Source organism: Streptomyces sp. NPDC058045 (genome assembly GCF_042885635.1).
In the GTDB taxonomy this organism is placed as follows: domain Bacteria; phylum Actinomycetota; class Actinomycetes; order Streptomycetales; family Streptomycetaceae; genus Streptomyces.
This window is the reverse complement of the sequence record NZ_JBHVRR010000009.1, coordinates 140691-163835: the sequence shown is the minus strand read 5'-3', so window position 1 is coordinate 163835 and position 23145 is coordinate 140691. Positions and strand designations below refer to the sequence as shown.

General features: G+C 72.6%; 19 protein-coding genes, 2 tRNA genes and 1 pseudogene. 6 read left to right on the top strand and 16 right to left on the bottom strand.

Translation table 11 applies throughout. From position 1 onward, the window contains the following. Window positions 1-101: 101 nt before the first annotated feature. A complete protein-coding gene (locus tag ACFVST_RS08785) occupies window positions 102-314 on the bottom strand; it encodes a hypothetical protein (protein ID WP_390148257.1) in 213 nt (70 codons plus the stop codon). Window positions 315-546: 232 nt separating this feature from the next. Here ACFVST_RS08785 and ACFVST_RS08780 point away from each other — a divergent pair, with 232 nt between their 5' ends. From ACFVST_RS08780 to ACFVST_RS08770, 3 genes are all read left to right on the top strand, one after another. Further along, window positions 547-1032, top strand: coding sequence for a MarR family winged helix-turn-helix transcriptional regulator (locus ACFVST_RS08780; RefSeq protein ID WP_390148256.1), 486 nt, complete (start codon window positions 547-549; stop codon window positions 1030-1032). 13 nt (window positions 1033-1045) lie between these two features. Then, window positions 1046-3622 (top strand): MFS transporter, encoded by a 2577-nt coding sequence (locus tag ACFVST_RS08775; protein WP_390148254.1) that lies wholly within the window; start codon window positions 1046-1048, stop codon window positions 3620-3622. A 134-nt stretch (window positions 3623-3756) separates the two neighbouring features. After that, the gene (locus tag ACFVST_RS08770) at window positions 3757-4584 is read left to right on the top strand and encodes a YceI family protein (RefSeq protein ID WP_390148253.1); all 828 of its coding nucleotides are present in this window, start codon (window positions 3757-3759) and stop codon (window positions 4582-4584) included. 25 nt (window positions 4585-4609) lie between these two features. Here ACFVST_RS08770 and ACFVST_RS08765 read toward each other — a convergent pair whose 3' ends face one another. The 3 genes from ACFVST_RS08765 to ACFVST_RS08755 form a co-directional block, all read right to left on the bottom strand. Further along, window positions 4610-4750 (bottom strand): hypothetical protein, encoded by a 141-nt coding sequence (locus ACFVST_RS08765; RefSeq protein WP_390148251.1) that lies wholly within the window; start codon window positions 4748-4750, stop codon window positions 4610-4612. Window positions 4751-4815: 65 nt separating this feature from the next. Next, a complete protein-coding gene (locus ACFVST_RS08760) occupies window positions 4816-5145 on the bottom strand; it encodes a hypothetical protein (RefSeq protein ID WP_390148249.1) in 330 nt (109 codons plus the stop codon). 81 nt (window positions 5146-5226) lie between these two features. Then, the gene (locus ACFVST_RS08755) at window positions 5227-6045 is read right to left on the bottom strand and encodes a TetR/AcrR family transcriptional regulator (RefSeq protein WP_390148247.1); all 819 of its coding nucleotides are present in this window, start codon (window positions 6043-6045) and stop codon (window positions 5227-5229) included. A 255-nt stretch (window positions 6046-6300) separates the two neighbouring features. On the opposite strand from ACFVST_RS08755, the gene ACFVST_RS08750 reads away from it, so the two are divergent. Next, window positions 6301-7191 (top strand): endonuclease/exonuclease/phosphatase family protein, encoded by an 891-nt coding sequence (locus tag ACFVST_RS08750; RefSeq protein ID WP_390148245.1) that lies wholly within the window; start codon window positions 6301-6303, stop codon window positions 7189-7191. 48 nt (window positions 7192-7239) lie between these two features. Here the strand turns inward: ACFVST_RS08750 and ACFVST_RS08745 are convergent, their stop codons facing one another. The 9 genes and pseudogenes from ACFVST_RS08745 to ACFVST_RS08705 all read right to left on the bottom strand — a co-directional run bounded on the left by ACFVST_RS08745 (window position 7240) and on the right by ACFVST_RS08705 (window position 13403). After that, window positions 7240-7998, bottom strand: a complete 759-nt coding sequence (locus ACFVST_RS08745) for a response regulator transcription factor (RefSeq protein WP_390148243.1) — start codon at window positions 7996-7998, stop codon at window positions 7240-7242. Between the two features lie 117 nt (window positions 7999-8115). Continuing rightward, window positions 8116-8511: pseudogene (locus tag ACFVST_RS08740) on the bottom strand (nitroreductase); the annotation flags it as partial. Window positions 8512-8624: 113 nt separating this feature from the next. Next, on the bottom strand, window positions 8625-9575 hold the full coding sequence (locus ACFVST_RS08735; protein ID WP_390148241.1) for a DUF2797 domain-containing protein: 951 nt from the start codon (window positions 9573-9575) through the stop codon (window positions 8625-8627). A gap of 82 nt (window positions 9576-9657) precedes the next feature. After that, on the bottom strand, window positions 9658-9873 hold the full coding sequence (locus ACFVST_RS08730; RefSeq protein WP_390148240.1) for a hypothetical protein: 216 nt from the start codon (window positions 9871-9873) through the stop codon (window positions 9658-9660). A 189-nt stretch (window positions 9874-10062) separates the two neighbouring features. Next, on the bottom strand, window positions 10063-10731 hold the full coding sequence (locus ACFVST_RS08725) for a hypothetical protein (RefSeq protein ID WP_390148238.1): 669 nt from the start codon (window positions 10729-10731) through the stop codon (window positions 10063-10065). A 381-nt stretch (window positions 10732-11112) separates the two neighbouring features. Then, entirely contained in the window at window positions 11113-11766 is a 654-nt protein-coding gene (locus ACFVST_RS08720; RefSeq protein ID WP_390148236.1) for a hypothetical protein, read from the bottom strand. Then, on the bottom strand, window positions 11763-12413 hold the full coding sequence (locus ACFVST_RS08715) for an RNA polymerase sigma factor (protein ID WP_390148234.1): 651 nt from the start codon (window positions 12411-12413) through the stop codon (window positions 11763-11765). Before ACFVST_RS08715 ends, ACFVST_RS08720 begins: the two co-directional genes overlap by 4 nt. 629 nt (window positions 12414-13042) lie before the next feature. Then, window positions 13043-13115 (bottom strand) — tRNA-Arg (locus tag ACFVST_RS08710). Window positions 13116-13311: 196 nt separating this feature from the next. Beyond that, window positions 13312-13403, bottom strand: a tRNA-Ser gene (locus tag ACFVST_RS08705). A 226-nt stretch (window positions 13404-13629) separates the two neighbouring features. Between ACFVST_RS08705 and ACFVST_RS08700 the strand changes: the two genes are divergently transcribed. Next, window positions 13630-14082, top strand: a complete 453-nt coding sequence (locus tag ACFVST_RS08700; RefSeq protein ID WP_390148232.1) for an SSI family serine proteinase inhibitor — start codon at window positions 13630-13632, stop codon at window positions 14080-14082. A gap of 287 nt (window positions 14083-14369) precedes the next feature. After that, complete coding sequence (locus ACFVST_RS08695; protein ID WP_390148230.1) at window positions 14370-18908, top strand: PAS domain-containing protein; 4539 nt, start codon at window positions 14370-14372, stop codon at window positions 18906-18908. Window positions 18909-19011: 103 nt separating this feature from the next. Here ACFVST_RS08695 and ACFVST_RS08690 read toward each other — a convergent pair whose 3' ends face one another. From ACFVST_RS08690 to ACFVST_RS08680, 3 genes are all read right to left on the bottom strand, one after another. Further along, window positions 19012-20682, bottom strand: coding sequence for a long-chain fatty acid--CoA ligase (locus ACFVST_RS08690; RefSeq protein WP_390148228.1), 1671 nt, complete (start codon window positions 20680-20682; stop codon window positions 19012-19014). Between the two features lie 639 nt (window positions 20683-21321). Next, window positions 21322-22179 carry a hypothetical protein gene (locus tag ACFVST_RS08685; protein ID WP_390148226.1) on the bottom strand — a complete coding sequence of 286 codons (858 nt, stop codon included), beginning with the start codon at window positions 22177-22179 and terminating at the stop codon, window positions 21322-21324. A 282-nt stretch (window positions 22180-22461) separates the two neighbouring features. Continuing rightward, window positions 22462-23106 (bottom strand): SigE family RNA polymerase sigma factor, encoded by a 645-nt coding sequence (locus ACFVST_RS08680; protein WP_390148225.1) that lies wholly within the window; start codon window positions 23104-23106, stop codon window positions 22462-22464. Window positions 23107-23145 lie beyond the last annotated feature (39 nt).

Sequence of the window (23145 nt, the reverse complement as noted above, 5' to 3'; positions counted from 1 at the left end):
GCCGCCGTGGCATCCCTGGCGATGCCACCGCGGCCGCGCCGTCCGTTTGCCGTGCGACGTATGCGGAGTGTGCGACGTGTGCGGGGTCGGTGGTACGCGGGTCAGGAGAGCGCGAGCCAGGCGACCGCGGCGAAGACGACCACGGCCACCACGATCCCGACGATCACCCCGGTCCGCGGCCCGCCGGAGGAGGCGGGGGCGGCCTGGGTGCGGCTCTGGGGTTCGCCCTCGTCGACGAAGGCGCGGAACATCTGGGTGCTGCCCGCGGGGTCTTGGTTGCCCGCGGGGCCCTGAGGCTGGGGGTTGTGTGCCATGGGCCAGGACCCTAGCGGAGCCGGGCCTGCCGCCCAAGGGGGGTGTGCGTGCCCGTCGGCATCCCGGCTGAATCCGGTCGTTTCTCTGTCGGCACCTTACTGACCTGCCGGTTTACCTGGGTAAATACTTGCCTTTGCCAAGTTTTGGAGAGATGCGGCGGGCATTTAATTTGCCTGCGGCAACCAAGCGCTTCTACGGTTGCCTAGAGCAACAAACAAGTGGGGAGGCCCGATGGCCGCGCGGCGTCAGTACGAGGAGCTGTCTCAGCAGCTCAGCGCGATGGGCGCCGTCAAGCGAGGGCTCGCCCGCATCCTGCCGCCGGAGTGCCCGGCGGGATCGGTCGCCGTCCTGGTCCTCCTGGAGCGGCACGGCCCCATGCGCATCGGCCGGCTCGCCGAACTGCTGGCCGTGGACATGTCGGTGACCAGCCGTCATGTCGCACATGTCGCCGAGCGCGGCTGGATCGACCGGACCCCCGACCCGGACGACCGCCGCTCCCGCATCCTCCGGCTCACCGCCGAGGGCACCGAGCAGCTCGCCGAACTCTCCGAGCGCTATGTACAGGCGCTCGCCGGATACCTGGAGGACTGGTCCGACGCCGACGTCGACCAGCTCAACGCCCTGCTCTCGCGCCTGCGCGACAGCTTCGGAGACCGCCGGGCCCCCTCGGCCCGCCTCCCGCACCCCACCGAACAAACCACCCGAACTCCCGCGTAAGAAAAGGAAATCCATGGCATCGACCTCACCGCCCGGTGTGCGGGGCAGCCATGCCAAGCACGGAGGTGCGTCCGAGAACGCGCCGATGAGCCACCGGCAGATCATGGAGGCGCTGTCCGGGCTGCTGCTCGGCATGTTCGTCGCGATCCTCTCGTCGACGATCGTCTCCAACGCCCTTCCGAAGATCATCGGAGATCTGGGCGGTGGACAGAGCGCCTACACCTGGGTCGTCACCGCCTCGCTGCTCGCCATGACGGCCACCACGCCGCTCTGGGGCAAGCTCGCCGACCTCTTCTCCAAGAAGCTCCTGGTCCAGATAGCCCTGGTCATCTTTGTCGCCGGTTCCGTGGTGGCCGGTGTCGCGCAGAACCCCGGAACGCTCATCGCGTGCCGTGCCGTACAGGGCATCGGCGCGGGCGGGCTCTCGGCGCTCGCGCAGATCGTGATGGCCGCGATGATCGCGCCGCGCGAACGCGGGCGCTACAGCGGCTACATCGGCGCCACCTTCGCCGTGGCGACCGTCGGCGGCCCGCTGCTCGGCGGTGTCATCACCGACACGAGCTGGCTCGGCTGGCGCTGGTGCTTCTACGTCGGGGTGCCGTTCGCGATCATCGCGCTGTTCGTGCTGCAGAAGACGCTGAAGCTCCCTGTCACCAAGCGGGCGGTCAAGGTCGACTGGGGCGGCGCCTTCTTCATCACCGCCGCCGTCTGTCTGCTGCTGGTCTGGGTCACCTTCGCCGGCGACAAGTACGACTGGGTGTCCTGGCAGACCTGGGCCATGGTCGGCGGGTCGGTCGCGCTGACGCTGCTCTTCCTGCTGGTGGAGTCGAAGGCCGCGGAGCCGATCATCCCGCTGCGGCTGTTCCGCAACCGCACCATCACGCTGGCGTCGCTGGCGTCGCTGTTCGTCGGTATCGCGATGTTCGCCGGCACCGTGTACTTCAGCCAGTACTTCCAGTTGGCCCGGGACAAGTCGCCGACGATGTCCGGCGTGATGACCATCCCGATGATCGGCGGCCTGTTCGTCTCCTCGACGGTGTCCGGCCAGATCATCACCCGCACCGGCAAGTGGAAGATGTGGCTGGTCTCCGGCGCCGTGCTGGTGACCGGTGGCCTGGGCCTGCTCGGCACCATCCGCTACGACACCCCGTACTGGCGGGTCGCCGTCTTCATGGCGCTGATGGGTCTCGGCGTCGGCATGATGATGCAGAACCTGGTGCTCTGCACGCAGAACCAGGTGGCGCCCTCCGACCTCGGCGCGGCCAGTTCCACGGTGACGTTCTTCCGCTCCCTCGGCGGTGCGGTCGGCGTCTCCGCGCTCGGCGCGGTCATGTCCACCCGGGTCTCCGACTACGTCAAGGACGGTCTGGCCGCACTCGGTCCCAAGGGCGCCGAGCTCGCCCGGAGCGGCGGTTCCGGTGACGGCGCCATCCCCGACATGGACAAGCTGCCGCCGCCGCTGCGGACCGTCATGGAGAGCGCCTTCGGGCACGGCATCGCCGACATCTTCCTGATCGGCGGCGCGATGGCCGCGCTCTCCTTCTTCGTCACCCTCTTCATCAAGGAGGTGCCGCTGCGCACCAAGGGCGCGCTGGCGCAGAGCGCCGAGGAGGAGGCGGGCGACTCCCCCGCCGACCCGGAGGAGCTCGCCAGGGCCGAGGCGCTGGAGCAGGCCGAGGCCGCCGGGCAGTTCCCTGCGGTCGAGGAGGCCATGGACCGGGTGCCCAGTTGGGCCGGGTCCGCGCCGGCCGAGGACGGCACCACGCGGCTCGCCGCCCTCGCCTCGGTGGCGGCCCCCTCGGGCCAGGGCGCGGCCGGCGGCGCCGGTGCCGGCGTCCCGGTGCACGGCTTCGTACGGGGTGCGGAGAGCGCGCCGGTGCCGAGGGCCGCGGTGACGCTGATCTCGCTGGCCGGGCGGCAGTTGGGCCGGGCCGTCGCCCAGGGCGACGGCGGCTACCGGATCGACGCCCCGGGCGCGGGCAGCTATGTGCTGATCGCCTCCGCGGACGGCTTCCAGCCGCAGGCCTCCACCGTCGTCGTCGGTGACGGGCCCGTCGCCTACGACATCCTGCTCAGCGGCACCAGCGGCCTCACCGGAGTGGTGACGGCCGCGGACGGCGGGGCCCCGGTGGCCGGCGCCATGGTGATCGTGACCGATGTCCGCGGCGATGTCCTCGCCACCGGGCAGAGCGGTCCGGACGGCACCTTCCGCTTCGCCGAGCTGGTGCCGGGACCGGTGACCGTGGCGGTCAACGCCGCGGGCCACCGCCCCACCGCCCTGCCCGTCGACGTGGCCGGCACCGGGGTCACCCGGGTCGAGGTCGCGCTCACCTCGGGCGCCCAGGTGCAGGGCACGGTGCGGGCCGCGGGCGGGCCGCTGCACGACGCCCGGGTCACCCTGGTCGACTCCGCGGGCAATGTGGTGGCCACCTCGACCACCGGCACGGACGGCGCGTACGCCTTCACCGATCTGGACGGCGGCGAGTACACCGTCATCGCCACGGGATACCCGCCGGTGGCGACCGGGCTGAGGGTCGCCGGGACCGGGGTCGACGGGCACGACATCGAGCTGGCCCACCCGGCCGAGTAGAGGGGCCTCGGCTCTGACAGGACCCGGTCCGGCGGCGCGTTCCGAGCGGAGACGCGCCCCCGGACCGGCCGGGGCCGGGCCGCCCCGCCCCACGGGGAGATCCGCACCACGTATGCCACGAGGAGACAGACGAGATGGCGCTCAGCGCACGCATCCGTACGCGCGACAACTGGGCCGTACCGCACGCCGTGGTCACGGTGACCGACATGACCGGCGCGCAGGTCCTGCGGGCCGAGGCGGACGCGGAGGGCGCGGTGCGGGACACCACGCGACTGGAGCCGGGGCCGTACACGGTGATCGTCACCGCGGTCGGCTACGCACCGGCCGCCTCCACCGCGATCGTGACCGCGGGCGGCCGCGCCGAGGTCGGCCCGGTGGTGCTGGCCCGGCAGGGCGGCACGGAACTCCCGCCGCCCGGCCCCTGGACCATCGACCCGGCGCACTCCTCGGTCGCCGCCATCGCCCAGCATCTGGGCATCTCCAGCGTCCGCGGCCGGTTCACCGACTTCACGGGCCGCATCGAGATCGTCCAGGACGGTGAGGAGGTCGCCAAGTCGCGTGTGGAGGCGGTGATCAGCGCCGCGTCCATCGACACCGGCAACGCGATGCGCGACGGGCACCTCAAGTCGCCCGACTTCCTGGACGTGGAGCGCTTCCCGACCCTCTCGTACCGGTCCTCCGGGATCACTCCGGTGGGCAGCGACCGGTGGACGGTGCACGGTGAGTTGAGCCTGCACGGTGTGGTGCGGCCGGTCGATCTGGACCTCAGCTATCTGGGTACCGGGTCCGATCCGTGGGGCGGGGTGCGTGCCGCGTTCCGGGCGACCACGGTGCTGCACCGCGAGGACTTCGCCATGAACTACAACCAGGTGGTCGCCGCCGGCATCGCGGCCATCGGCACCACACTCCGCGTCGAGCTGGACATCCAGGCCGTGCAGGGCACCGAACTCCCCGCGGTCTGAGGGCAGTTCGGCAGGCCGGGCAGGCTCAGGACGCCTGCTGCCCGCCGCTCACCGGTTGCCGTTCGTGGCGGGTCCTGGCCGCCTCGCGCATCGGCAGCATGGCCCGGGCGCCGTGCCCGTCGCCGAGCAGGACGGACGCCCGCATAGCCGAGGCTGCTGTCGACATGAGTGCGGTCCGCGGGCGACAGGGACTGGACGGTCCGCTCGAACAGGGCGCGTACGGCGGGCAGTTCACCGGCGACCTGCGGGCGTAGCGCGGTATTGACCCGGCAGCCGCGGACGACGGCGACCACGGCGTACCCGACCAGTGCTGTCACCACGACGACCGCGGAGGTGACGAAGGAGCCCGACTCCCAGCGGCCGCACGGCCGTTCTCGGCGAGCCGCCCGAGCGCGCAGGCCAAGGCCCCACCCACGCCAGCAGGAACACGCCCAGAACGGCGGCGGGGCGCTCGGGCCGGATGCCGAACGCGCGCGGCAGCAGCAAACGGATCACCGCCAGCACCGGGACGGCGACGCGCCACGACACCGAACCGAACACGTTCAGGTGCTCCACCGGCATACCACTGCGCCTCCCCCTCCGAGCTGACGAGCCGACGAGCCGACGAGCGGACGCCATAAGGGAGTTCACGTCATCCGGGCTTCAAGTCGTCCCGGATCGCACGGTGTTCTCGATGCCGGCGATGAGCAGGTCGAGGGCGAAGCGGAAGTCGCGTTCGCGCATCTCCTCCACGGTGGCCCCGCCGCGGGCCGCCAGCAGGTCGGCCGACTCGCCGATCGGTCCGGCCATCCGCGGTTCCGAGACGGCCGCCCGCATCGCGTCGTCGACATACTCGTCCTGCGTCATCCCGGCCTCGGCGCAGCGCTGGCGGAAGTGGCCCTCGATGGTGCCGAATCCGTAGACGAACTGGAAGACCGCGGAGATGGCGCCCGTCAGGCCCTGCGGGGGTACGCCGCTGCGGCGCATCAGGCGCTGCACGGCGAGGGAGAAGGCCAGGGAGTGCGGGCCGATGTTGAGGAAGCGGCCGGCCAGCGGCGAGATCCAGGGGTGCCGCACCAGCATCGCCCGGTAGTCGGTGGCCAACTCCCGCAACTGCGCCCGCCAGTCCCCGGCCCCCGGCGCCACACCGTTCTCGCCGCCACCCAACTCCGCGGCGGGCAGGTCGAGTTCGCCGAAGGCGGCGTCCAGGGCCAGCTCCAGCAGATCGTCCTTGGTGTCCACGTACCAGTAGAGGGACATCGCGGTGACGTCGAGTGCGGCGGCGAGGCGGCGCATGGAGAAGCGGGCCAGGCCCTCCGCGTCGAGCAGGCGGACGGTGGCACCGGTGATGCGCTCCCGGTCCAGCCCGCCGTCCTGACCCTCCCGGCGGCCGGAACCGCGGGTGCCGGAGCCGCGGGCGCGGCCGCCCTCCAGCCAGACGCTGGCCCGCGGCTGCTTCGACCGGTCGGCTGCCCTCACCATCGCGCACCCCTTCTCCATCGCCCGGGTCCCCCGGTCCGATGCAGACCGGAATCATCCGGTCCGGCGTCCCGGACATCCCCGATGGTATGCCGCGGTCATGCCCCTACGGCACCTCCCGGACGGCATCCGACCGCGGATCCCCCGCGCCGGAACACCCCCTGCCGGGCCGCGCGGACGGTACTGTTCCCGACGCTGTCCGACACCGTGTCCGATTCCCGTCCGGGCGACGCCCGGCACCGAAACCGGGGGTTCGCCATGCCACCGCGCCACCGCTCCGCCAGACTCGCCGCAGCCACCGCAGTGCTGGGGGCGGTGACCGCGCTCGCCGCCCCGCCCGCCGCCTTCGCCGCGGACACACCCGCACCGGGCGCCGTCCCGCTGCGGGTCGTCTCGTACAACATCCATGCCGGGGCGGGCTCCGACAACGTCTTCGACCTCGACCGGCAGACCGAGGCGCTGCGGGCGACGGACGCCGATGTGATCGGCCTCCAGGAGGTCGATGTGCACTGGGGCCAGCGCAGCGAATGGCGGGACCTCGCCGCCGAGCTGGGCCAACGCCTGGGCATGTACGTCCACTTCGCGCCCATATACCGCCTGGCCCCGCCGGCCGAGGGCGCGCCGCCCCGCGAGTACGGGGTGGCGGTGCTCTCCAGATACCGCATCGTGTCCGCAGAGAACCACCAGATCACTCGCCTCTCCACCCAGGACCCCAACCCGGTGCCGGCGCCCGCGCCCGGCTTCGCCGAGGCGGTGCTGCGGGTCCGCGGCCTGCCGGTGCATGTGTATGTGACGCATCTGGACTTCCGCGGCGACCCCTCGGTACGCCAGGCCCAGGTCGCCGACACCCGCCGCATCCTCGCCGAGGACTGCGACGGGCGCGGCCGCTGCCCGAGTCAGCTCCTCCTCGGTGACTTCAACGCGGAGCCGGACGCCCCGGAACTCGCGCCGCTGTGGCGGGAGTTGAGGGACGCCGGACCGGACGGGCCGAACGGGGCCACCTTCCCGGCCGAAGTCCCGGAGAAGCGGATCGACTTCGTCACCACCTCCCGGGACTCGGTCCGGGTCCGCGCGGTCTCCGTCCCCGCCACCCTCGCCTCCGACCACCGTCCGGTCCTGGCCGACCTGGAGCTGAAACGGCCGCGGTGACGGGGGAGTTGGGGGGCCGGTCCTGGCGGGGCTATGCCTTGGGCTTGGTCAGGTCGTGGAAGGCGGCGGTGCCGGCGCAGGCTTGATCAGATAGCCGGCCCCCCGCCGGGTGTGGATCATCGGCTCCCGCCCCGCGTCGATCTTCCGCCGCAGATACGAGATATACAGCTCCACCACATTCGCCCGGCCACCGAAGTCGTACGACCAGACCCGGTCCAGGATCTGCGCCTTGCTGAGGACCCGGCGCGGATTGCGCATCAGGAACCGCAGCAACTCGAACTCGGTGGCGGTCAGATGGATGGACCGGCCGCCGCGGGTCACCTCATGGCTGTCCTCGTCCAGCGTCAGATCGCCGACGACCAGGGTGGACTCGGAACGGGGGTCCGCGGCACCGGCCCGGCGGATCAGCCCGCGCAGCCGCGCCACCACCTCCTCCAGGCTGAACGGCTTCGTCACACAGTCGTCGCCGCCCGCGGTCAGCCCGGCGATCCGGTCCTCCAGGGCGTCCTTCGCGGTGAGGAACAGCACCGGTACATCGGGCAGTTCACGGCGGAGCCGGCCCAGCACGGACAGCCCGTCCATATCGGGCAGCATCATGTCCAGCACCACCGCGTCCGGCCGGAACTCCCGCGCCGTCCGCACCGCACCCGCCCCGTCCCCGGTACTGCGGATCTGCCAGCCCTCGTAGCGCAGGGCCATGGAGAGCAACTCGCTGATGGACGCCTCGTCATCCACGACCAGCACCCGGACCGGACTCCCGTCCGACCTCAGCAGCTCGTGGCGCCCCGGAGAAGTGGTCATCGTCATGCGCCCACCCTCCGCGGCCCCTCTGAGAGGCCCCTTGCGGCTTTCTGTGAATTCCCTGAGAAAGCTGTGGGGGCAGGGGGGGCTCTTGCCAGGGGGCTCCCCTGTTACTCGGGCGGTTTACTCGGGCGGTGACCAGGGAGCGGCGCGGAGGTGCGCGACGCTGTGCCGGTCGCGGTCCGCTGGAGGGCTGCCGGCCGCCTTGCCCACCGCGGCTATGGAGACGATCGCCCAACCCGGGCTCGGGTCCAACTCCTTGGTGAGCCCTTCCAGGTCGAAGGCCCGGAACTGGTGCACGGCAAGGCCCATGGCCTGGGCCTGAACAGTCAGATGCGCGACGGCCTGACCTAGGTCGTAGTCCGCGAACTCGGAGTAGAGCAACTCCGTCCCATCGACGTGCCGGCGCGCCAACGTGACGACGAGCAGGCCCGCGTCCGCCGCCCAACGGGCCGAACTCGGCGCAAGATGCGGCAGCACCCGCTCGTGCTCCGGCTCACCGGGCCTGCCGGGGAACCGGTGCCCGGGAGCGCGCACTCCGGCCGGAGGCTGGGGAGAGGGGAGGGGCTTTCCGTACCTGGCCCAGGCCGCCCGGTCCGTTCGGAACAGGTTCGGGGCGGGTTCAGAAAGATTCAGAACAGACCGTCCTGGACGGCCGGAAGCTCCCGTACCGGGACGGTCGGCGGTGCCGTATCCGGGGCCCGGGCCAGTCGCCAGCCGCTGAGCAGCCGGGTGTCCACGACCAGGACCCGGCCGCCGCCCACCGCCCGCGCCGACGCACCCGCACCGCCGCGCGCCGAAGACCCCGCACCCCCGTCCGGTACCCGCAGATGCAGGTCGGGCCCGGCCGCCGCGAGCAGTGTGCCCGCCAGCGCGGCACCGTCCGCCAGGGACACCAACTGGGCGTCCGCCGGCGGCAGTCCGGCCAGCCCGAAGGTACCGGCATGGTCGACGACCACCGGCTCCTCCGGACGCAGCGACTCCGGCCACCCGTCCAAGCCCGCCGCCCTGCGGTGCAGCGCCAGCAACTCCGCCGCCCGCTCCCCCTCCGGCGGCAACCCGGCCCGTACGGCGCGCTTCGCCGCGTACGGGATGCGGTCCGGTACGCCGAGGGCCGCCCGCAGCAGTTCCTCGGTACGGCGGGCCGCCATCAGCGGCCCCGAGCCGAGCCAGGTGAACGCCACCGCCCCCTGCTCCAGCAGCCGCGCACTCCCCCGCCCCACCCGGGTGATCCCCACCTTGACCAGTCCGGGTCCGAACCAGGCGAGGTAGACGCGGTACGGCCGGGGGTCGTCGGCGTAGGTGTCGGCGGCGACCGAGTGCGCCCGGTCGGCGGCGGCACAGGCGGCGCACTGGTCCCGCGTCGCCCCCGGCGGCACCGGCTCCCCCGTCGGACACGGCACCCGCCGCCCACCCCGCCACAGCCCCAGACAGCACCGCCCGCCCTCCACCCGGAAGGCCACCGCCGCACCGAACACCAGCGCACTGCCCCGCTCGCCCGCCCCCGAGCCCTCCCCATCCCCGTACCAGCCCAGCTCAGGCCGCCCCTCACGCCACCGCACCCCCGTACACCACCACGCCATCCCCGGACGCTACCTCCCACCTATGACAACGCCCCCGGCCTCACCGCCCGCCCCCTCGAACTCCCTTCCACAGCACCGCACTTCACGGCCCCGCCTCCCCCGGCTCGTCGTCCAGCTCCACCAGGACGAAACCGCCGCCCTGGCACTCCGGGCACAGCCCGCCCTCCGCCGTGCCGTCGCCTCCGCAGACCGGGCAGAGCCCGTCGTGCCAGAGGGTGCCGTCCAGCGCGTGGTGCGGCCGCGGATAGTGAGTATCCGGAAGGCAGCACTCCACCCCCGTCCCCGCATGTCGCCGCATACAGAGATCAGCCCCCGACCTGCCCCATTCCCGTCCCATCACCGAACCTCCCGACCCACCGCGACCACTCCCCGAACCTAACCCCCGCCACTGACAACGCCCCCGGCCGCAGTGCCCCGAAACGTCACGGCCGGCGGCTGACGCGGTTGCCGCGGTTGCCGCGGGGAGGGCCGGACCCACCAGGCAGCGTCACGTCCGGGGTGTGCCGTCCCAGCGCCAGGCGGTGAGGCGGGGGCGCCCGGGGAGTTCCGCGCGCCCGGTGGCCCAGAGGAGGGTGGGCCAGGGCTCGGTGGACGACGGCGCCTCCGGGAACAGCCGGGCCAGCACCCGCGCGCACAACCCGGCGGGCGGACTCCACCCCAGCCCGAGACCCTGCGCCAGATCGTGGGTGTGCACCAGCGTCTCCACGACCCCCATCGCGGCGAAGCCCTCCGCGTCCGAATTGCCGAAGACATGGTGGGCGCGGACCTCCGGCGGAGTGGTGCGCACCATGGCGACCAGCAGCGCGCCGCTCGCCTCCAGCACCTGGAGCAGACCGGCGGGCCCGGCGGCCCGGTCCGCGTGCACCGCGTTCGCCGGTCCCCCGGGCCGCCGGCGCTCCCACCGGAAGGGCACATCACCCTCCAACGGCGGTTGTCGGGGCCCGAGTTGGACGGCGTACGCGAAAAGATCGTCGCTGAGGTGCTCGACAGTCTCCCAGCAGTCCCACTCCAGCGCCCCGGCCCGACCGTCCCAGGCATCCGCGGGCGCCTCCCGCAACACCGCCACCGCAAGCTGTACCGCCAGGTCGAGATCGTCCGCGGTCACCGGCCCCCGCAAGCCACCGCCCGCCACCCCGTCACCCGTCCCCTTGACCATCCCGGCACCGTACCCGCCCTCCCGGCGGCCCTCAGCGCCGGACCGGATACCGCAGATGCGGAGCACGCCGCCCCTGGACGACCACCGGGTCCGCCACGAACCCGTCCAGCGACATGGTCATATAGGTCAGCACCCCGCCCATCACAGACCTCCCAAACGCGACAACCGTTCCGCGCTACAGACCCCCGACGACCGGGAAACTCATCGGTGCCCCACGGAACCGCAGTCGGTGCCCCACGGGAACCGCAGAAGGACCCGGGACGCTCTCCCGGGTCCTCCGTACCTACCGAGGCAGGCACACCTACCGAGGCAGGCACACCTACCGAGGCAGGCGCACCTACCGCGGCAGGCGCACCTACCGCGGCAGGAGCGTCGTAGCGGCTACTCGGCGGCGGCGCCGTCCGGTACCGGCGCGCAGGGGCCCTGGACGAAGGCGATGTACCCCAGCTCGTCCAGGTCCGAGAGGATCACCGTGTCCCCGCGCTTGATGTGCACGGTGAACTTCTCGATCGGGAACGGCTCCCCCAGCTCCGCCGCCTTCCCGCTCTTGCCGGACCCGATCGCCGGTGCGCCCTTCTCACCGCCGCCCTTCGCACGGTCACCGCCGTCCGGTGCGATCGGGGTGGCTCCCCCGACGAAGTCCGCGCCCGCGCCCTGCGGAGGCCGGTCGTCCCCGTCCCCCTCGGGGCTCGGCTGGCACTGGTAGTTCTCCGGCGGGTTGTAGACGACCGCGGCCCCGACCTCGCGCAGCTTGTCGACGAACTCCCGGAACTCGGCCTCGTTCTGAGGGTCCCACTCGTCGAGGGAGATCACGATGCCGTCGTCGGTCTTCTCCACCGCATAGGCGGGAGCATCGCCGGGCCCCGGCAGCGCGACCACGGCACCGACCGCGGCCGCGGCGGTCACCAGCCCCACGCCGACCCGCACCGGCGTGAACAGCCGGCGCCCCCGCGCCACGGGCTGCCGATCCTCGGCGACCCGCACCACCTCCTGCTTGAGCTCCGCCAGCAACCGGTCCTCGAATGCGGTCTTCATGCTTTCCTCCCTGGAAATACGAGTTCCCCCAGCCCAGCGGCCTTCTCCGAACCGGCCGTCGGCTCCGTACGGGCCGTCGTCTCCGAACCGGCGGCGGACGTACGGGCCGCGGGGCCGAGCGTCTTGCGGGCGCGGTGCAGGCGGACGCGCGCCGTGACCTGGCTGATGCCGAGCGCGGCCGCCGCCTCGCCGACGGTGAGCTGGTCGACGACGATCAGCTCCAGGACGGCCCGCTCCCCCTGGGGCAGATCCCCCAGCGCGCCCAGCGCCCGTCGGCCGGCACTCTCCGCCGTCAGCTTCTCCTCAAGCCGCGCGATGTCATCGGCCTCCAGCAGACGGCGCCCGGCGACCCGGCTGGTGAGCCTCGACTCCCGGGCGGCGCGCCGGTGTTCACCGAAAACCACGTTGCGGGCGATGCCGAACAACCAGGCGGTCTCGCTGCCGCGCTGCGCACGGTACGACCGGCGCGAGTCGATCACAGCGAGGAACACATCGGCGGTGAGGTCCGCGACCGTATGCGGATCACTGACCCGACGCGCCACAAACCGCGTCACCCCATCCACATGACGCCGGTAGAACTCCTCGAAGCCCTGCGGATCCCAGTCCACCGCAGCCCCACCGCGCCCCTCCCATACAGGTACTTTCACGTCAAGCTCCCCATCCCCTCGCCACTGCCTACACCCCTACTTGGCAGCCGCCCCCCACAGCGTTACGAACCCCAGCCCACCCACCTTCCGCAACCCCACCGGAGGGACACCCAACACCCCTCCTCCTAGGCCGAGTTGGCTCCCGCCCGACCCGACACCCGCGTACCGGCCCAGACCACACAACGCCGACAACACGGCCGCCACCTCACCGACCTGAGAGCCGGCCCGAGCACATTCGATTACGCGGCAACCTTCCGGACCGCCTCGGCCAGTGAAGCCGCCCCCACATCATCCGAGCCAGCGCCGCGGTCACGGTGGCCCCCTTGATTGCCGAGTAGTCCAACTGGCGCCCGCCACCGTCACCGACAAGGGGACCGGTCACCGCTACCAGCGCGCCTTTGCGCAGGCCCTGGGCGCAGACGGCGTCGCGGAACAGGTCGACAAGCTGTACCGCCGCTGTTCACAGCCCTGTCCGAGCGCCTGCACATGCCGTACTCGGTCGAGACCTACAGCCGGCAGCAGGCGGGCGAGCACTCCCGCCGTACCTGGCTGCGCGTCCTGCGTCGGACACTGCCGTCAAGGCAAAAGCCGGAGGCCCGTGGATTGCTCCACGGGCCTCCGGACTGCTGTGCACTCGGCAGGATTCGAACCTGCAACCTTCTGATCCGTAGTCAGATGCTCTATCCGTTAAGCTACGAGTGCTTGTGTTCTGTTGTGTGGTGCTGGTGCGCTTCCTTGCGGGTTTTTGGCCCGGTCGGCGTTGCGGGAACAACATTACATGACCTGTGCCGTGAGGCGAAATCCGTTTGTCGCACCCGGCCTGAACTGCGCTGATCGCCTGTGGCGGGGGTGGAAAGGGCGAAGCCCCGGCGGTGGGGCCGGGGCTTCGGTGGTGGGGCGGAGGCGGAGGGATTTGAACCCTCGATCAGGGGGTTACCCCGAAACCGCATTAGCAGTGCGGCGCCATAGACCGGACTAGGCGACGCCTCCTGATGCACCCGCGCGAGCGCGGTGGTGCGTGGAGATGATGACACAGATGAGCGGGGTGTCACCAATCGCCTCTCACGGTACTAGGCGGTGGGGCCGAGGGGCAAAGCGCTTTGGGGCTGGACGGCAGGTTGGGCGGGGTGCGCAACGTCGGGGCGGTTTCGGCGTTAGACGCGGTGGATCCATCGCACGCGCCGCGTGCGCCGTCGACCTTGGGGAGAAGTTCGTCATGTTGCGCCGTTTCGCCGTCACCGCCGCCGTGTCCCTGGCCGCGCTCTCCGTTCTGCCCGCGTCGGCCCAGGCGGAGCCCGGTCCCGCCGGGCTGCCCGACCTGTCCTCGCTGCTGGCGCCCAGAGACCGGCTCACCGTGTCCGTGACGGGGGCGGGCGGGGACGTCGACGGCACCTATGAGTTGTCCTGCCGGCCCGCCGCGGGCAGCCACCCGAATCCGGCGGAGGCCTGCCGGCAGCTCGGCGAGTACCAGGTGCGGGGGGCCGATCCGTTCGCGCCGGTGTCGGCGGGGACGATGTGCACGATGGTGTACGGCGGCCCGGCGACCGCGCATGTCACCGGTACCTGGGGCGGGCGGCGGGTGGACACGGAGTTCCGTCGGACGGACGGCTGCGAGGTGCGGCGCTGGGACGCGCTGGTGCCGGTGCTGCCGGCGGTCGGCCGCGGCTGAGGACGCCGCCCGCCCCGATACCGTCCCCCCGTTTCCAGGTGTTCGCGTCGTACCGTAATCAGGCGGTTTGTCGGGCAACGGGTGGGGATGGGGGGACGGTTGGGGGCTCACAGGATCTGCGCGGGTTCTGTGTCCGGTGCTCGCAGGATGTCCGTTCGATGTCCGTCTCATCCGCCGACGCGAGCGCGAGCGGTGCCCGTAGACTCCTTCCCGTGACATGTGGCGGGTCCGGAGGCAAGATGGCTCGCGCGGTCGGCAAGGTGAGGTAACAGGGAGGAAGCGTCGTCGTGAGCAGCAGGCCATCCCGAGGCGCTGCTCGCCTCGCAGCGATACTCGACGCGCTCCCGGACGCGCTGGTCCTGGTCAACACCAACGGCACCGTGGTCAACGCCAACACCATCGCGCTGGAGGCGTTCGAGGCGCCGGGTACCGCGCTGGTGGGGCGGGGGCTGCTGGATCTGCTGCCCGAGTTCGACTCGCGGCTGATCCCGGGGTCGATGGGCCGCCCCGAGTCCACGGACGGGCGGGGCCGCACCAAGCCGACCCGGATGACGGCCCGCCGTACCGACGGCAGCGAGTTCCCCGTCGAGGTCACCAGCGCCAATCTGGAGAACGGGCAGCAGGCCTACGACGTCCAGGGCTACACCGGTGACGAGTTGCTGATGCTGGTGGTGCGGGATCTGTCCGGCACCGTCGACACCGAGGCGGAGCTGGCGCGTTCGCAGCGGCAGACCGAGATGATCCTGCGGGCCGCCGCGGAGGGCGTCGTCGGCACCGACACCGAGGGCCGGATCGTGCTGGTGAACCCGGCCGCCGCGCAGATCCTCGGCCACCGCGCCAGCGATCTCGGCGGCCTCGAACTCCACTCCCTGGTGCTGCACTCCCGGGCCGACGGCGAGCCCTTCCCGTACGCGGAGTCGCCGCTCGCGGACACCCTCCGGTCGGGGCGGAAGCACCGGGTGCGGGGGCAGGTGCTGTGGTCCAAGAAGGGCGAGAAGGTCGCGGTGGACCTGACGACCGCCCCGGTGCGCGACGGGGACCAACTGGTCGGCGCCGTACTGACGTTCACCGACCGCCGCCCCTACGACAAGCTGGCCGCGCAGAAGGAGCGGGAGGCCGCCCGGCACGCCGAGGAGGTCGCCGGACTGCGCGCGGAGCACACCGCGCTGGTGGACCGGCTGCGCGAGGAGCACGAGGCGGAGCTGGCCAAGCTGCTGGCCGAGCACACCGAGCGGACCACCGCCGACCAGGACCGTACGGCGGCGCTGGTGGAGCGGGCCAACGACCGCTATGAGTCGCTGGACGCCCGCCATGAGCAGTTGCTGGCCGTGCTCGGGGACTCGCTGCGCGGGCCGCTGGACCAACTGCGGCAGGAACTGGCGGCGTTGGCGGCGGACGACGCGGGGCAGTTGTGGCCCGAGGCGAACCAGATGCTGCACCATCTGGCCGCCGGGTATGCCCGGATCACCACCCTGGTCGAGAACGTCCTCGGCTACCAGCGTCTGGACGCCGGCACCGACAGCCTCGCCAAGCGGCCGGTACCGCTGGACGCGGTGGTGCAGGCGGGTGTGGACGGCGCGGTGGAGCTGATCGGGCCCGGCCGCGCCCAGTTCGCGGTGCACGCGCCGCCGCTGCGGACCGAGGTGGACCCGGAGCGGCTGGCGACGGCCCTCGCCCATCTGGTGGCCGATGTGGCGGGCGTCGACTCGACCGGCAACGCGCCTGTCACCACGGGCGGTTACCTGGACTCGACCATCGTGGTGGCGGCGGCGCAGCGCGGCGATGTGGTGCGGATCGAGGTGCGCGGCCCGTACTCCGGCGGGAATCCGGTGCATGAGCCGATCGTCCGCGGCATCGTGCGCGCCCACGGCGGCGTCCTCCAGACCCACCGGGTGCCGGGCGCCAACGGGACGGCGTACGTCCTGGAGGTGCCGATCGGCCTCGGCAACGGGCAGTCCGCGGCGGTCGCGCTGGCGGACCCGGCGCCGGGCCGGACACCGGACCAGGAGGCGCGGGCCCCGGAGGCGCTCTCGGTGGCGGACCCCCAGGGCGTACGGCCCGCCGGGGAGGCGTCCGACACCTCCACGCGCGCCGGACGCCGCCGGGCACGCCGCTCCTCGGTGGACTCCTTCCTGGCGACGGACGAGCCGGAGTCGGGGGAGATCGAGGAGTCGGGGGAGAGCACGGATTCCGCGGAGGCCGGTCCGGCCTCGGAGGGGGCTCAGGTCTCGGAGGAGGCTCAGGTCTCGGAGGAGGCTCAGGTCTCGGAGGGGGTGTCTGCCGCGGAGGCGGTGGGTGCTTCGGAAGCCGGGGTGGTGCAGGTGCCGGGGGCTCGGGTCGGGGAGGACGACGGATCGGCGCAGCCGGCGCGCAGGCCCACCGGGCGGCGCCGCGGCCGTCGCGCCGAGGAGGAGGGCGCGGCCTCGAACGGCACCCCGGCCGCCCCGGCGGCGAGCGGCGGTACGGGGCGGCGCCGTGGGCGGCCGAGCCCGGCGGAGGGCGGCGTGGCGACGGTGACCGCACTCGGTGAGACCGTGCCGTCGCAGGGTGCGCCGGCCCCCACCGGGCGGCGGGCCCGCCGTGCCAAGGAAGAGCAGGCCGCCCTGCCCGCGGCCGCCACGGACACCGGTGCGGAGCCCGGGACCGGGGCGGACGGCGGTGCTCCGGCGGACGCGGGCCCGTCCACCGGGCAGCGGGCGCGGCGTGCCCTGGCGGTGGCCGGCGAGCGCGCCGCGGCCGAGGCGGCGCCCCGTACGGTCTTCGCGCTGCCGCCGGGTGGGGCCGGGGCGGTCGCGGGTGCTCCGGAGGCCGCGGTTCCCGCACCCGCTGGTGACGAGTCCCTCGGGCAGCACGCTCCGCTCCAGGACGATCCGGCGCGGGGGCACACACCGCCGCAGCCGCATCCGCTCTCGGCGAGCCAGGACGGGGTGGCGGCCCAAGGCGTCGGCGCGGATGGGGAGTTGGGGGATTCGGGGCAGTCGGGTCACCTGGCGGCGCAGGGCGGTGTCCCGGCCGAGGGGCCGGCGTCGCTGGGCGGCGTCGCTCCGGTGCCCGCTCCGGCTCCCGGTCCGGTGCCCCCTCCTGCTCCCGCCCCCGGTCCCACTCCGACCGGACGCCGTCGGGCTCGGCCCGCGGCCACCGACACTCCCGCGACTCCCGCGCCGCTGGGGCAGGCGCCGCACCCGCTCCAGGTGGCACCCGGTGCGCCCGGCGTTCCAACCGGGGCGCCCGCCGTTCCCGGTCAGCACGGTGGGGTGGGTGCTCCGGTGCAGGACGGGCAGCCGGGTGCGCACGGCCTGCCGACGCCGGGGCAGCCCGGGGTGGCGCGGCGTCCCCTGCGGTCCGGGCAGCCCGAGGCGGCGACCCACGACCAGGCCCAGGACCACCCCCAACCGCCCGTCCAGCCCCACCACTCCGCCCTTCCCGGCACCCCGGCCGACGGCTCCGCGCCCGCAGTCAGCACCCCGGCCCCCGGTACGCCCGTACCGGAGTCCGCGCAAGAGGCCGCTGCCGGTGGGCCGGTCGATCCGCGGGTCGCCGGTGCTCCGGCGCAGGGTGGTGCCGGGCAGCCCGCCGCCGCTCAGGCGGTACCGGGGGAGCAGCCGATGGCCGCCGCCGGGGATCCTCGGGTACCGGTACCGGAGGCGCAGCCGCTGCCCGCCGAGGACGCGGTGGATCCGGACTCGACGCAGGGGCGGGCGTTCAGTGTCCGCACGCTGGGGCAGGGTGTGCCGTTCGGTCGGCAGATCGGCAGGCAGCAGCCCGGCCCGCTACCGGCCGCGACGCCACCCACCGGAACCGGCACCGGTGTCACCCCGCCGACCACGCAGTCGCCGACGCCCACCGGTGGTGCCGGAGCGGCGGGGCGCCGGCGGAAGTTGGGGAACCGGACCGCGGCCGTGGCCGCCCCGGCGGAGTCCGCGGCCCGGCCACTGCCGCAGCCGCAGGCCCGCGCCGTAGCGCCCACCGTCGAGGAGGCCGGGCGTTCGTACGCCATCGGGGCGCCCGACGAGAACGCCGACGAGGGGCCCGAGCCGCTGGACGGTCCGGGGGGTGCGGTGGAGGTGGCGGATCAGCCGCTGCCGCAGCCCATGGACGACGAGTTGCCGCCCGAGCCGCTGGACAATCCGCGGCGGCTGCTGGTGTGGCCCGCGCCCGATGTGCCCACCCGGCAGGCGTTGAGCGACCGCGGCTACCGTCCGGTGATCGTGAACTCCCGGGAGGAGATCGACGCGCAGATCGCGGCCTATCCCGCCGCCCTCTTCGTGGACCCGCTCACCGGGCCCATCACCCGGACCGCGCTCCAGTCGCTGCGGCAGGCCGCGGTGGCCGCCGAGGTGCCGGTGCTGGTGACCGCGGGGCTCGGGCAGGCGGGGCGGGAGGCCGCGTACGGGGCTGATCCCGCCATACTGCTGAAGGCGCTGGCGCCGCGGGACAGTGAGCAGCATCCGCCGCGGGTGCTGGTCATCGACGCGCACCCGGAGATCGCGCAGGCGCTGACCGTGGCGCTGGAGCGGCGCGGGATGCAGGTGGCGCAGGCGGGCGGGGACGCCGAGGCGGTGGCGCTGGCCGACCGGTTCCGGCCCAACCTGGTGGTGATGGACCTGATGCGGATGCACCGGGGCCGCGCCGGGATCGTGGACTGGCTCCGCGGCAACGGGCTGCTCAACCGCACTCCGCTGGTGGTGTACACGGCGGCCGTGGATCCGGCGGAGCTGCCGGGGCTCACGTCCGGTGAGTCGGTGCTGTTCCTCGCCGAGCGCTCCACCAGCGACGAGGTGCAGACCCGGATCGTGGACCTGCTGGCGCGGATCGGCACCAACTGACCGCGGGCCGGGGCCGATCGGCGGCCCCGGCACAGTGCGGTCAGCGGCGCGGTGCGGGCAGAAGCGCGGTGCGGTCAGAAGCGTCTCAGCGGTCAGGCGCTCCTCAGAGGTTGCTGATGTCCAGCTCGCCGTCCGCGTACTGGCGGCGGATGACCTTCTTGTCGAACTTGCCGACGCTGGTCTTGGGCACGGCGGGGATCAGGGACCAGCGTTCCGGGAGCTGCCAGCGGGCGATCCTCTCGGCGAGGTAGGAGCGCAGCTCGGCCAGGTCCGCGGTGGCGCCCTCGCGGAGCACCACCGTCGCCAGCGGCCGCTCCCCCCACTTCTCGTCCGGTACGGCGACCACGGCCGCCTCCGCGACCTGCGGGTGGGACATGATGGCGTTCTCCAACGCGACCGACGAGATCCACTCGCCGCCGGACTTGATGACGTCCTTGGCGCGGTCGGTGAGGGTGAGGTAGCCGTCGGGGGTGATGGTGCCGACGTCGCCGGTGCGCAGCCAGCCGTCCTCGCTGAACTTGTCGGCGGGACGCAGCGGTTGGCCCTCGGCGCCGCCGTAGTAGGCGCCGGCGATCCACGGGCCGCGTACTTCGAGTTCGCCGGCCGCGGTGCCGTCCCAGGGGAGGATCTCGCCGTCGGGGCCGGCCAGCCGGGCCTCGACACCGGCCGGGAAACGGCCCTGGGTGAGCCGGTAGCCGAACTCCTCGTCGGTGCCCACGGCGTGCGCGGGGGTGCGGGCGACGGTGCCCAGCGGGGAGGTCTCCGTCATGCCCCAGGCGTGGCAGACCCGCATCCCCAGCTCGTCGAAGGCCTCCATCAGGGAGGGCGGGCAGGCGGCGCCGCCGATGGTCACCTGGCGCAGGGAGGACACGTCGCGGGGGCGTGCGGTCAGCTCGGCGAGGAGTCCCTGCCAGATGGTGGGGACGGCGGCGGCGTAGGTGGGGCGTACCGTCTCGATCATCTCGGCGAGCGGGGCGGGCTGGAGGAAGCGGTCCGGCATCAGCATGTTGACGCCGGCCATCAGGGCGGCGTGCGGCAGGCCCCAGGCGTTCACATGGAACTGCGGCACCACCAGCAGGCCGGTGTCCTCGTCGGTGAGGCCCATCGACTGGGTCATGTTGACCTGCATCGAGTGCAGATAGATCGAGCGGTGCGAGTAGACGACGCCCTTGGGGTCGCCGGTGGTGCCGGAGGTGTAGCAGAGGGCGGCGGCCTGCCGCTCGTCCAGTTCCGGCCAGTCGTAGACGGTGGGCCGCCCGGCGAGCAGCTCCTCGTAGTCGTGCACCCGCACGCTCGGGCCGTCCCCGTCGCCGTCTCCCGCGGTGAGTACGGAGGGGTCGCCGGGGCCGGAGACCACCACATGGCGCACGCCGGGGAGCCGGGGCAGCAGGGGGGCGAGCAGCGGCAGCAGGGAGCCGTCGACCAGGATGACGCGGTCCGCGGCGTGGTTGACGATCCACGCCAACTGGTCTGCGGGGAGGCGGAGGTTGAGCGTGTGCAGCACGGCGCCCATGGAGGGCACGGCGAAGTACGCCTCCACATGTTCGGCGTTGTTCCACATCAGCGTCCCCACAACACTTCCGGGGGTTACGCCGAGTTCGTCGCGGAGCGCGTGGGCAAGCTGGGCGGCGCGGTCGCCCAACTCCGCGTAGGACCGGCGCCGGCCCCCGCCCTCGCCGGTCCACGTGGTGACCTGCGAGGTCGCATGGATCTTCCGGCCGTGCTCCAGGATCCGCGAGACGGTGAGCGGAACATCCTGCATGGTGCTGTACACCGGGGGCCTCCCCTTTGAGTTACCCGACTGGGTCGCGCGGCCGGGCGCCGTCGCTGCCTGCGGCCGATTCTCGGCGCATCCCGCGCGGTCTGTCACTACGTACGTCACCACCCGGGGCCTGCGCCGGCGCGGGCGGTGACATTGCTGATCCGGTCTCGATGGTGCGGTGGTAGTGGGCGGTCAGGTCGGTCATGCCGGTGGCGGAGAAGCCCGCGTCCTCCGCGGCGCGGCAGCCTACGGGCCGGCGGCATGTCCACGATCCGCGCGATCTCGTTTCTCCATACCGCCGATGGCGCGCGGAGTGAATCCGTGGTTCATCGGGCTGTGCAGTGCGGTGTGGAATGCGGGTCGTTCATCCACATCCACTCCCGGGCCATACGCACCAGCGGTTCCGCCTTCTTCCCGGCCTCCGCGGAAACCCGCCCCGAAACCATCTGGTCGAGCCGGTTCCATACCCAGAAGATCCGAACTGTCCACCACGAAGACTCCCGCAAGGTGTCCGAACGGCTCAGAGCGATTTACCCGAAGCGACTTGCCGACAGAAATCGACGCACACCCCGCACCGCATCACCCGGCCCGAGCCATTCGGCACGAACCGTTCTGAGAGAACAGTTGGAGCGAACAATTGGAGCCAACGGTCTAGAGCGAGGTGCCGAATGCGCCCGTGCTCTCGCTCACCAGCAGTTCGGTGCCGTCGGTGCCGCGCACGCTGGTGTTGAGCGTGAAGGTCTCCGGCTCCGGGCCCGCGGCGACACGCACCTCGGACGCGGCGGTGTCGCCCGCGAAGACGGGTGCCAGGAAGACCATCGACATGGACCGGCAGTGGAAGTGCCCGTCCCCGCGGATCAGCGGCACGGTGGTGGCGGTGAGCAGGCCCTGCGCCATCCGCCGGCCTTCGAGCCCGACCGCGTGGTGCGCGCCGCGGTCCCCGGTGAGCATCGCGCAGAGGTCGATGTCCCCCTCCCCGACGGTGACTTGGTTCCGCAGTACGGCGCCGTCCGCGACCTCGTCCAGGACCGCGGGATCGGCTGCCGCACGCGGTTGGTGACCGGCGGGGGCGCCCGGCTCCCCAGCCCCGGCGGTCTCCCCGGCCGCCTCGCCGGCGGCCCCGGGGACGCGCAGGATCATGCCCTTGCTCGTCCCGTCCAGCACCACATCGCCCTTGTCGGAACGGACCCGGGCGGCAAAATTGATCTTGTGGAAGCCCTCGGCCTCCTCCAGCCCGAGGATCTCCAACTCCGCGGTGAGTTCCTCGTCCACACGCACCGCACGCGCATGAGTCCAGACCATTTTGCGGGCCAGATAATCGAGATCCCCGCCGAGTTTGGTCAGCGGAGCGACGACGAGAAGATCCGGCAGAAACTCCGCACCGTCCACGGGAAGTACCCGCCCGGAAAGCGCGTCGAAGGCGGCGATATCTTGCTCGGTGTACCGGCGGGACCAGGACAGCAGGCTGCCCGAACCCAGTTCCCCGTGGACGGGATTCACCAAAGCCATGCGGTTTCTCCGTGTGGTCAGGACGGAATCGGGGACTGTCATGAATTATCGGAACGCAGTACGTGGGAGTCCCCGTGCGCCTACAGCCGCGCACTCCTCAACCTCCCGATGCTACTGGGTAGTTGAGGCTGACCAGACAGTATTATGCGGCCCCGGACCTGGCAAGCGTCCCGCGTTACCGCGATGCCTTATGAACTTCGTCCACCGGAAAATCGGTGAGCGGCTGGCACGGGCGGGAAGCGGCCGCGTTCACGGTCCACCGCGGTGGCCGCCCCGCCCGGCTCAGGCGGCCAGCGCCTGCGCTGCCTCCCCGGTGTCCCCCGCCGCCGTGCCCACCAGCGCCGGATCGTCCCGGAGCTTGCTCAGCGCACGCGACACCGCGCTCTTCACCGTGCCGACCGAGACCCCCAGTACCTCCGCGGTCTGCGCCTCGCTCAGATCCTCGTAGTACCGCAGCACGACCATGGCGCGCTGCCTCGGCGGCAGCCTGAGCACGGCCTGCCACATCGCGTCGCGGAGCGCCTGGGTCTCGGCGAGATCCGGGCCCGGCTGCTGCTCCGGCTCCGGCAGCTCGTCGCAGGCGAACTCGTCCACCCGGCGCTTGCGCCACTGCGAGGTACGGGTGTTGAGCAGGGCCCGCCGCACATAGCCGTCCAGCGCCCGATGGTCCTGGATACGGTCCCAGGCCACATATGTCTTGGTGAGCGCCGTCTGCAACAGGTCCTCCGCATCGCACGGATTGGCCGTCAGCGAGCGTGCCGTACGCAGCAGCACCGGCCCGCGGGCCTGCATATAGGAGGCGAACGAGGAGTAGGTACGGTCGGCCGGGTGCGCGTCATGGCGGGCGCGCGCCGCCGGGCGGGCCGCGGGCTCGGAACCCGCGGCCTCGGGGGTGCTGGTGCGGGCGATCCCCACAAGAACGGTCATACACACACGCTAGGAGGGGCCCCTCATCCGCGGATCGGC